The following is a 9691-nucleotide window of genomic DNA, read 5'->3' as shown; positions in this document are numbered from 1 at the left end:
AATAATTGGGTGTGTACTAACATGACTTACCTCCTTGATAGTGGGAAATCCACTGAGGTAAGTGTGGTGCAAATGACGGACTTTTGGGCTCCGCGCAGCGGCTTAGTTCAACAGCTTATTGAAGGGCCAAATTAATTTAAAGTCGACCATTTAAGTTATTGATTAATATCATCCTACATTTACTATCTTATTGATGTAAAGCGGTTTTATTTAACTCCACTGACTAATAAAAACGAGCTTGCGCGTTAAAAGTGGACTCAATATTCGACAAAAATAAAAAATATTTAATTTCAATGCATTACAGCATGCTCGATTAATTAATCGTACGACTTTAGTTTGCTTATTAGCCAATTCAATTTAAAACACGCCAAAAAACATTACAGCTGTTTTTTACACAGTACACACTACATAAAGATGGGAGACATGGTTGGCACAGGATATTGCCCGACATTTGTAAGCCAGTTATAGATGAAGTGTAAAGATGAGCGAAGCGCCATGATGTTAGTGGCCACAGGCCATATTTGAAGCACACTTTGGCGAAGATACGAGTGAGTTTTTTATTTTAATTCATCTCGGAACTTGAGGCCGTTGAAGACTCCTTACAAAAGAATACGTGAGCAGGCTACAAACGAAGGTAAAAGCAGGATCAAGTCTCATGCCGACCTCGAAAATATGACAGCATGTGTAAATATGTAAAATGGCTTTATTAGGGATTAGCCTCGTTGAGGTTTAATATTCGTGTAATTGGATACACAATCAATATCAACAACACACAGAATAATGTGTTGTAAACAACACCTTCAGCAGGCGCTTTAGAAATAGGTTCATAGAAAAAAAGTGCGATACAAAATGAAAATATTGAAAAGCCGATCTTTCGTGGAACATGACAGATGTCGAATTCAGTTAAAATAAGTTTAAACCAAGGAAAACCACAAACAATAGATATTGAGACAATTGGTAAGATTGTCGTACTCCAATTTTCAATTATTTGTCCGACTACGAGTTGACTCGTACTGGAGTTTGAAAATAGTGCTAGCACTACTACCGAGGTTGTAGCGACCCAAGACAAAAATATAAATATATTGACTAATTTTACATATATATCTGGTAGCTCATTTTTCATCGAATCCCTCTTAAAGCTACAAAAAACCAAACTGGAGTTAAACATTTTTAATTCATGAATCAATAATATATAAAACAAAATGTCATTGAATGGGTTAAATTTGTCAAACTATGGGTACATTATGTCAATGTATGGGTTCAGCGACAAATTGTTAAAACTTAATCACAGCTACTTAAACACCACTATTTCATCGCGGCTTTCACGTACACATCAAAGCGATTTTTTTTCTGGGCTAATACCATACTGGGTTTTATCCCGTCGAGATCTTCAGCGTAATCAGGGCGTTTTACTACTACACGCTTGCTGGCCAGTGCCATTGCCGGGGCTAATAAGCCGTCGGCGTCGAGGTCGGCACCGACTAAGGTTTGAAATACGCGCATTTCTTTTTTAACTAATGCTGACTTTTCACGATGTGGGTACATGGGATCAAGGTAAACCACATCGATTTCAGTGTCACTTGTGCAAGCAGCATTCGCTAATGCGGTGAGGCTTGAACCATGAAACAGGCTCATAAGCTCTTGCATCCACCCGCCGATTTCGGCGTCTTCATAGGCACGGCGCAATCCATCTTCTAATAATGCAGCAACCACAGGATGGCGCTCAACCATAATCACTTTGCAGCCCAGGCTTGCCAGTACAAAGGCATCGCGACCTAACCCTGCAGTGCCATCAACGACAGTAGGCGTTACGCCTTGCTTTAACCCTACCGCTTTGGCGATAGATTGACCGCGCCCGCCACCAAACTTGCGTCGGTGTGCCACAGCACCAGAGACAAAATCAACGTTAATACCATCTAATTTGGGTTCATCTCGTTTGTACAAACTCAAACAGTTTTGCTCAAAACGCAATTCAAATGCGGCGTCTTTGTCCCACACTAATTGCCAGCGGCTGGCGATATCAACCAATGTTGGGTACTGCTGATTAAAGAATATAGATGTCTGCAACAAGAGAAATACCACGCCAATATAAGAAACTACCTCATTATGCCAAAAGCCATCACCAGTGAATACCTATACCTAACGCCTGAGAAAACTTATAATAGTGCTATTACACAGTTTTTACTGTTCATTAGTTAATGGAAATGCCCATGCTCAGTTATCGCCACGGTTATCATGCAGGCAATTATGCCGATGTGCTTAAACACGCCATGCTTATTCAAGCGTTAAAAGCCATGCAGAAAAAAGAAAAACCTTACGTGTATATCGACACCCATGCAGGCGCTGGGGCGTATTCGTTAACGGATGAGTTTTCGCAAAAAACCGGCGAATATTTAGATGGTGTAGCCAAACTGTGGGATCACGAAAACCTACCCGTTGCACTTGCTGATTACGTTGACGCTGTTCGCCATTTTAACGCTGAACATGACGGTGAGCTAGCCGTTTATCCGGGCTCACCTGCGTTTGTTGATGTGGAATTACGCCCGCAAGATCGCATGGTACTACACGAGCTACATTCAACAGACCATGAGTTACTTGAAGACTATTTTATTCAAGACAAACAAGTAAAAGTCATTAACGACGATGGCTTAGCAGGGTTAATTGCTGCTGTGCCACCATTAGAGCGTCGTGGGGTGATTTTAATTGACCCGAGTTATGAAATTAAAACCGATTATATTGATGTAGCAGAAACCCTAATTAAAGCGCATAAACGCTTTGCTACAGGGATTTTTATGTTGTGGTATCCGGTGGTGAAACGTGAGCAGACTGAAGCCATGCTGACATTACTTAAAAATAGCGGCATTAAAAAACAGTTGCGTATTGAGCAGGCCATCGATGCCGATAGTGATGAGTTTGGTATGACAGCTGCCGGTTTATGGATTATCAATCCACCTTGGCAAATGGACGTAATGGCTAAAGAAGCATTAGAGTATTTAGCGCCTTTATTAGGCCATGCTGACGGTTACACAACAGTAAAATGGGAAGTCGGCGAGTAGCCTCAATTAGATAATAAAAAAGCCCGGTGCATGTTGATGCTCCGGGCTTTTTTATAGCAAACTCAAAATGATTACTTAAAAAACGCGCCTGCCGCCCCAGGAAATACCACTGGGCTGACATTGCCATTGGCAGCAACACTTGCTACGCCAAATAAGTAATTATCAATCACTAGATTATCTAAAGTAAATGTTTCCACTTTGCCAACATAACGGCTGTGAGTCCATTCTGGCGCAGTAGTTGAGCGCCAATAAACCCGATAACCCACTACGGTTTCATCATTGCTTTTTGCCCAATTCAACGTGGTACTTGGAGACACCTGGCCTGCAATTTTCACTTGTGTTGGCGGTGCTGGTGCCCACGCCTGGGCGGCTAAGCTTAAGGCATTTAATGCCGTTAGCTTGGCGGTAAAATCAAAATCGACCCCTTCAATGACATCACCATAAGCAATACCGTTTTCAACTCGAATATCCTGATGCTGGCGGTCGTAATGCTCATTGGTTTCCATAATGCGCACCGCAGGTAACCCAGCCTGATTAAACGGTAAGTGGTGTCCACCGCGGCCAAATCGGTCAAGGCGGTACACTAACATTACGTCTAGGTTAGTCATGTATTGGTCGGCCAACGTCTTTATTTTACGCGCTAAATTACGTGAGGCAGAATCGTTTTCGCCACCACTAAAATAACGCTCTTTTGCCTCGTCGGCCGTTTCTGCAAAACGCACGCCTTCCGAAAACACTCGCACACTGCTGTTATTAACCACGCCATTAATGCCGGCAATATTGCCTATCATGTCGTTATTTAACACCGCTTGTACTTGCCAACCTTGCGCTTTGGCGTAGTCGGCTAAAATATTTCCGCCGTACAAGCCCTGCTCTTCACCCGACAATGCGGCGTACACTATGGTGCCGTTAAATTGATATTTTGATAACACCCGCGCGGCTTCTAATGCGCCAGCTACACCTGACGCATTGTCGTTAGCACCTGGAGAAATGGAAGTTGCATCAAGCACGTCGGTGACACGCGAATCAATATCGCCACTCATCATCACCACACGCTTAGGATCTGTTTTACCACGTTGAATGGCAATAACGTTGACCACTTCGGTAGGTTGAGCAATACGCTTACCTTCTACTGTGTTTGCTACCGTTACAACCTCTAAGCAGCCACCACACTCTTTTGAAATCCGCTTAAACTCGGCTTCTATCCAGCGCCTTGCTGCACCAATCCCTTGAGTATCAGATTTAGTATCCGACATAGTATGGCGAGTACCAAAATCAACCAAGGTACGGATATCCTGCTCAATGCGCTGCGCTTGTGGCGCGTTGGCAATGTCGTATAAACGCATGTCTTCTTGCGAGGGGGCAACTAATACTTGTTTGTCGGCAGCGAGAGCTGGCACAGCCACGGCACCAAAAATTAATAACCCAGCCATACCGGCTAAGCAATAGCCACTGTTACGGTTGAGTTTAACGCGCTTTGGTTGTGCTTTATGAATAAAATGCTTCATGAATAACGACCTTAATTAACTGGCTAATGCTTTTTGATAGCGTTTGAATAATATTTTTACGCGCTTCACATAAGCTTGAGTTTCGGGATATGGCGGAATGCCACTGTATTGAGTCACGGTGCTAGGACCTGCATTGTACGCTGCGCACGCTAAGTCTAGATCACCATTAAACTGCGCTAATAGTTGCGCTAAATAACGGCTACCACCACGAATATTTTGTTGGGCATTTAATGGGTTATCAACGCCCATGTCACTGGCTGTACCTGGCATTAATTGCATTAACCCTTTAGCGCCAGCTTTTGATACTGCACCAGGTTTAAACGCCGATTCGGCGTGAATCACTGCTCTGATCAATGCCGGGTCTAGTTGGTATTTGTGTGCAGCTAACGCAACATCGGTGGCAAAGTGTGAGGTAAATAATGGGATTTTATACCAGTCGATGGTGGAATCTGGACGACAGGCAAAACATTCATATAGCAGTACTTGGTAGTCAGCGCCTAGGGGTTGCTGATCACTAAACACCATGACGCCGTTAGCTTGCTTGTATTGATACACTTTACGCTTTTCGACACCTAAATCACTCACAATGCCGTTTTCAGAGTATCGTGCTTTTACCTTTGGTTTGCCCAAAGCTGCAGATGATTGAGTTAACTGGTAGTCGTTGGTTAATGTACGTTGTTGCGGTTTTTCAGCAACATAACTGCCATTAAGCGATAATTGATCGTTAATGGATTTAGGGGCGCTTTGGTTCAATACATTAAACGCTTCAAGGGTAGGTTTATTGCTATTACTCTGTGTATTACTCTGTGTCGGTTTTAACTGGAGCTGCTGCTTTTCAGTAGGCTGTTCAACACGGTACTTAGCTTTTATATTTGGTTTTTCAGTTTCTTCTACTTGCGGATAAACCACTTGTTTAGCGTGTACTTGCGCAGCCGAAAAAAGTACTACGATAACCACTAGCGCCAATTCATTACGCCACAACATCGGGTTATTCCTGCACTTGATCAAATATCGGCATCGGCGCGATACGAGCAAACTTAGCCACGGCAGAACCAGGGAAAATCTTAACTCCACTGTTGAGCTCATCGACCGCTTTTCGGTAGAAATCTTCTGCATGTATAAAGTCGAGTTCTAGCTGCAAATACTCAGCAAGTTGTTCAGTACACAATTTGTCTTTATTCACTGTAGACAATAGCGATTCTAAGCCTTGGTCTATTTGCTGCCATGCTGCAATCGATACCGACAATGAACCACCAGCAACGTTTGATTCTTCAATGGGTTGCTCCCAATCATGTTCGGGTTGTAACTGTTTTAATTGCTCCAACTGAGCTTGCTGGTCATCTGTTAAAGGGCGGGGATAAGATGGTTTTTCCTGACACAGTTCAGTAAAGAGTGTCAGTCTTCTATCAATTTTTGAGTCGATGACTTTTAGCGCTTCAATGGCTGAAGTGCGTTTTTTAAGTAAACTGGCATACCAAAGGTACGCCAGAATCGCGGCTAAAGTGAGGCTAATAAATAGCGCCTGCATGGTGACATCCTTTATTATTGTTATTCACTATCATAATCATTATTTAATCAAAAGTTCATCTTTATCGGCGATATCTTCGCTAAAAAATAACCACAATTGTGCTTACCTTGTGCATATAGATGTTAAAAAACTGTTTTGATTAGGATCTCAATCATAACACAAATATTGATTACTACCTGGATAAAATTTGCACAGTTAAATTATTAATCACCATTTCTATCAATAACCTAAAGCAATTTTATTAAGAGTGTTTTTTAAACACATTTTAAGTTTACTCTATTTAAATGAGTCAATTAGCGTCTTTTAAACACCATATAATCACTGTTAAGCGCTTTTTTACTCGCTATATGCTTTTTTAGCCAAATCGAAATATAAATATACATTGCTACAGATACAAAAAAGCCCAGTTTAACTGGGCTTTTTTCATCAAGGTTACTGATTAAATCGATGTTCTATCGTTATCGACTTTGTCTTCATCCTCTTCACTTGGTTTTTCACGTTTACTAAAGATACGCTCAACGACAACAAAGAATAAAGGTACAAAGAAAATACCTAAGAATGTCGATGACATCATTCCGCCCAGTACAGCTGTACCAATCGCGTTTTGACTGCCAGACCCTACACCAGAGCTAATGGCTAATGGTACAACACCTAAACCAAAGGCCAATGAGGTCATTAAAATTGGGCGTAAACGCACCCTCACAGCATGCAGTGTTGCCTCAATTAAACCAGAGCCTTTTTCATAATATTCTTTGGCAAACTCAACAATCAAGATGGCGTTTTTGGTTGCCAACCCAACGGTAGTTAATAAGCCCACCTGGAAGAATACATCGTTAGGTAAACCGCGACCGTTCATGGCGAGCAATGCACCGATAATACCCAGCGGCACCACAAGAATAACTGATAATGGCACCGACCAGCTCTCATACAATGCCGCAAGTACTAAGAATACAATCAAGATAGACAGTGCATATAATGCAGGTGCCTGATTACCTGACAAACGCTCTTCGTATGACAAACCGTTCCATTCTAAACCGTAACCCGGTGGAAGCTGTTTAGCCATTTCTTCTAGTGCGTCCATTGCTGCACCGGTACTGTAACCCGGTACCGTCGCGCCTTGAATGTTAACCGCTGGTACACCGTTAAAACGTTGCAATTGAGGTGAACCAAATTCCCACGCTCCAGTCGAAAATGCCGAGAACGGTACCATTTCGCCATTGCTATTACGCACATACCAACTATCTAAGTCGCTTGGTTGCATGCGATATTTCGCCTCACCTTGCACATAGACCTTTTTTACGCGGCCACGGTCGATAAAGTCATTAACGTATGCACCACCTAATGCGGTTGCCATTACGCTGTTAACGTTATTAATATCAATACCCAAAGCACTCAGTTTGGCGTGATCGACATGGATTTGATACATAGGAGCATCTTCTTGACCGTTAGGCCTCACACCCACTAAATTAGCGTTTTGCGACGCCATACCAAGCAACTGATTTCGCGCCTCAATCAATTTACTGTGGCCTTGGCCATTCAAATCTTTTAAGTACACATCAAAACCGTTAGCGGTGCCCAATTCAATGACCGACGGAGGCACAAAGGCGAACACTAAGGCTTCTTTAATTTGCATAAAGCGCCCCATTGCACGGCCAGCAAGTGATTGAACATCTTCACCAGGCGCTTCGCGAGTTGACCAATCTTTTAAGCCTACAAACGCAATACCCATATTTTGACCTGAACCGGCGAAACTAAAGCCTGCTACGGTAAACACAGAATTAACAATGTCTTTTTCGTCATTGAGGTAATAGTCATTAACCTGTTTAAGCACTTTTACGGTACTTTCTTGGGTTGAGTTTGTTGGCAAAATAGCTTGGGTAAACAAGATACCTTGGTCTTCATCAGGCAAGAACGCTGTTGGCATACGCAAGAATATCCAACCCACTGCGATAACCAAACCAATGTAAATTAGCATCACTCTGAATGAGCGCTTCAAAATACTGCCAACACTAGACTCATAGCGCGAGGTCATTGCATCAAACTTGCGGTTAAACCAGCCAAAGAACCCGGTATCTGCATGGGTATGGCCTTTTTTAATCGGTTTTAGCATGGTGGCACATAATGCCGGTGTTAATACGATTGCCACAAACACAGATAACGCCATTGCCGACACAATCGTAATGGAGAACTGACGGTAAATAACCCCTGTCGATCCCGACATAAATGCCATAGGCACAAATACTGCTGATAAAGTCAAACCAATACCGACTAAAGCACTGGTGATTTGGTCCATCGACTTGCGGGTGGCCTCAAGTGGACTTAAGCCCTCTTCCGACATCACACGTTCAACGTTTTCGACCACAACAATCGCATCGTCCACCAGCAGACCAATAGCCAGTACCATGGCAAACATGGTTAAGGTATTAATAGTAAAGCCTGCTGCCGATAGCACTGCAAACGTACCGAGCAATACCACTGGTACCGCAATTGTTGGGATTAACGTAGCTCTAAAGTTTTGTAGGAACAAATACATAATCAAGAATACCAACACAATGGCTTCTAGTAATGTATGCACTACGCCTTCAATCGATTGCTCTACAAATGGCGTGGTATCGTATGGATAAACAACATTAAGCCCTTGCGGGAAAAATGCTTTCATCTCATCAATTTTGGCTTTAACACCTTCAGCGGTGTCAAGTGCGTTGGCACCTGTAGCCAATTTTACCGCTAAACCAGATGCTGGTTTACCATTGTAATAAGAGTCAACGGCATAACTTTCTGCACCTAGTTCCACTCTGGCGACATCTTCAAGATACACATTCGCACCAGATGAGTCAGACTTAAGGATAATTCGTCTAAACTGCTCTGGTGTTTGTAAACGGCTTTGGGCTGATATTGTCGCGTTGAGCTCTTGCCCTGCTAACGATGGCGCACCGCCTAATTGTCCTGCAGAAATTTGCGCGTTTTGCTCACTAATCGCGGCTGTAACATCAATACTGGTTAAGTTGTATTGCGTTAATTTAAGCGGATCGAGCCATATACGCATCGCATATTGCGCACCAAAAAGTGTAAGTTCACCTACACCTGGAACGCGACTCATTGGATCTTGAATATTGGCAGCGACATAATCTGAAATGTCACTTTTACCCATTGAACCATCTTCTGACACAAACCCCATAACCATAAGGAAGCCTGATGTCGACTTATTTACTTTTACACCCTGCTGCTGTACTTCAGACGGCAGTAACGGCGTGGCAGACTGTAATTTGTTTTGCACCTGAACCTGTGCAATATCTGGATCGGCTTCAGCATTAAAAGTTAAGGTAATGGTGGCATTACCAAAGCTGTCGCTGGTTGATGAAATATAACGTAAGTGGTCAAGCCCCGTCATACGTTGCTCAATCACCTGCGTTACCGTGTCTTCCATGGTTTTAGCGGATGCACCTGGATAGAAAGCACTGATTACCACCGTAGGCGGGGCAATACTTGGATACTGGGCAATTGGTAAGCCTTTAATGGCTAACACACCTGCAAGCATAATTAAAATTGCGATTACCCAGGCAAAAATAGGGCGATCAATAAAAAAGCGAGCCATAATT

The 9691-nt window shown here is 42.9% G+C and carries 6 protein-coding genes; 1 reads left to right on the top strand and 5 read right to left on the bottom strand.

Annotated elements, in window-relative coordinates; all coding sequences use genetic code 11:
- Positions 1-1305: 1305 nt before the first annotated feature.
- On the bottom strand, positions 1306-2067 hold the full coding sequence (locus IEY40_RS16900; protein WP_188958263.1) for a class I SAM-dependent methyltransferase: 762 nt from the start codon (positions 2065-2067) through the stop codon (positions 1306-1308).
- A gap of 143 nt (positions 2068-2210) precedes the next feature.
- Here IEY40_RS16900 and IEY40_RS16895 point away from each other — a divergent pair, with 143 nt between their 5' ends.
- Complete coding sequence (locus IEY40_RS16895) at positions 2211-3056, top strand: 23S rRNA (adenine(2030)-N(6))-methyltransferase RlmJ (protein WP_188958253.1); 846 nt, start codon at positions 2211-2213, stop codon at positions 3054-3056.
- Between the two features lie 71 nt (positions 3057-3127).
- On the opposite strand, the gene IEY40_RS16890 is transcribed toward IEY40_RS16895, so the two are convergent.
- From IEY40_RS16890 to IEY40_RS16875, 4 genes are all read right to left on the bottom strand, one after another.
- Positions 3128-4564 (bottom strand): M28 family peptidase, encoded by a 1437-nt coding sequence (locus tag IEY40_RS16890; protein ID WP_188958251.1) that lies wholly within the window; start codon positions 4562-4564, stop codon positions 3128-3130.
- A 15-nt stretch (positions 4565-4579) separates the two neighbouring features.
- On the bottom strand, positions 4580-5293 hold the full coding sequence (locus IEY40_RS20260; protein WP_428848158.1) for a lytic transglycosylase domain-containing protein: 714 nt from the start codon (positions 5291-5293) through the stop codon (positions 4580-4582).
- A 259-nt stretch (positions 5294-5552) separates the two neighbouring features.
- Entirely contained in the window at positions 5553-6092 is a 540-nt protein-coding gene (locus tag IEY40_RS16880; RefSeq protein WP_188958247.1) for a hypothetical protein, read from the bottom strand.
- Positions 6093-6531: 439 nt separating this feature from the next.
- Complete coding sequence (locus IEY40_RS16875) at positions 6532-9687, bottom strand: efflux RND transporter permease subunit (RefSeq protein ID WP_188958245.1); 3156 nt, start codon at positions 9685-9687, stop codon at positions 6532-6534.
- Between the last annotated feature and the right edge of the window lie 4 nt (positions 9688-9691).

Origin of the sequence: Shewanella ulleungensis, assembly GCF_014648315.1 — a bacterium.
GTDB lineage: Bacteria > Pseudomonadota > Gammaproteobacteria > Enterobacterales > Shewanellaceae > Shewanella > Shewanella ulleungensis.
This window is presented reverse-complemented; position numbering and strand designations above follow the sequence as displayed.

What these genes read in the sequence shown, in the direction of transcription:
- IEY40_RS16895 (WP_188958253.1), top strand. Translation starts at nt 2,211, where the DNA reads ATGCTCAGTTATCGCCACGGTTATCATGCAGGCAATTATGCCGATGTG.
- IEY40_RS16890 (WP_188958251.1), bottom strand. Translation starts at nt 4,564, where the DNA reads ATGAAGCATTTTATTCATAAAGCACAACCAAAGCGCGTTAAACTCAAC.
- IEY40_RS16880 (WP_188958247.1), bottom strand. Translation starts at nt 6,092, where the DNA reads ATGCAGGCGCTATTTATTAGCCTCACTTTAGCCGCGATTCTGGCGTAC.
- IEY40_RS16875 (WP_188958245.1), bottom strand. Translation starts at nt 9,687, where the DNA reads ATGGCTCGCTTTTTTATTGATCGCCCTATTTTTGCCTGGGTAATCGCA.